Origin of the sequence: Vibrio sp. M260121 (genome assembly GCF_036533715.1) — a bacterium.
Lineage (GTDB): Bacteria > Pseudomonadota > Gammaproteobacteria > Enterobacterales > Vibrionaceae > Vibrio.
In genome coordinates this window covers 1-800 of record NZ_JATABF010000111.1, presented here as the reverse complement: position 1 = coordinate 800, position 800 = coordinate 1, and the positions used below count along the sequence as shown (strand labels likewise).

1 protein-coding gene is annotated in these 800 nt (G+C 44.5%); it reads right to left on the bottom strand.

Annotated features, from left to right (window positions below; translation table 11 throughout):
- A partial coding sequence (locus QTO06_RS25305) for an IS110 family transposase (RefSeq protein WP_331410346.1) occupies positions 1–742 on the bottom strand: 742 nt, incomplete at its 3' end.
- Positions 743–800: the final 58 nt, after the last annotated feature.

The following is an 800-nucleotide window of genomic DNA, read 5'->3' as shown; positions in this document are numbered from 1 at the left end:
GCCATGCGGCCATCTCGCGACCTCCACCAAAGTTTGAAGGAGAACTGATATTGGCCACACATAGCGTTGCTGTTAAATCACCAATACCAGGAATACTCTTCAAAAGTTCAGCATTTTCATTATTTTCAGTAATCACTTTCAGTTTTCTATCTTGAGTCGATACTTGCTCATTTAGGTATTTATAGTGCTCATGAATCGAGAGCAACTCTGCGACCAGGCTCTGCGGTAACTTTATATCTTGCTCGGCCAGCCACTGAAATAGCGCTTTCATCTTGGCATGGCCTTTAGGAAAACTCAGTCCAAACTCAAGTAGTATTGCTCCAATTCGGCTCATACAAGCCGTTCGCTCTTTGATATAACCATCTCTTACTCGATGGATAGCCGCGATTACTTGAGCTTCCTCTGACTTGGCAGAAACAAATCTCATGCTTGGTCGACTCGCTGCTTCTGCTATCGCAGCAGCATCAATAAAGTCGTTCTTATTACCTTTGACGTAAGGTTTTACATATTGAGGCGGGATAAGTCGAACTCGATGCCCATAGGCTTCACACTTTCTCGCAAGCCAGTGAGCACCACCACAGGCTTCAAAAGCGATGATGGTAGGTTCAAGTACAGATAAGAAACGGAGTAGTTGGCTTCGATTAAACTTACGGCGAATAACTTCTTTGCCAGAGTGATTATTGCCAACCGCATGAAAGCAGTGCTTACCTAAATCGATACCTAAAATGTGGATAGTAGACATATGGTTCACCTCGTTCTGATAGCCTACTCTAAGCGTAGGGCTTGAGAGTGAGGCGGAC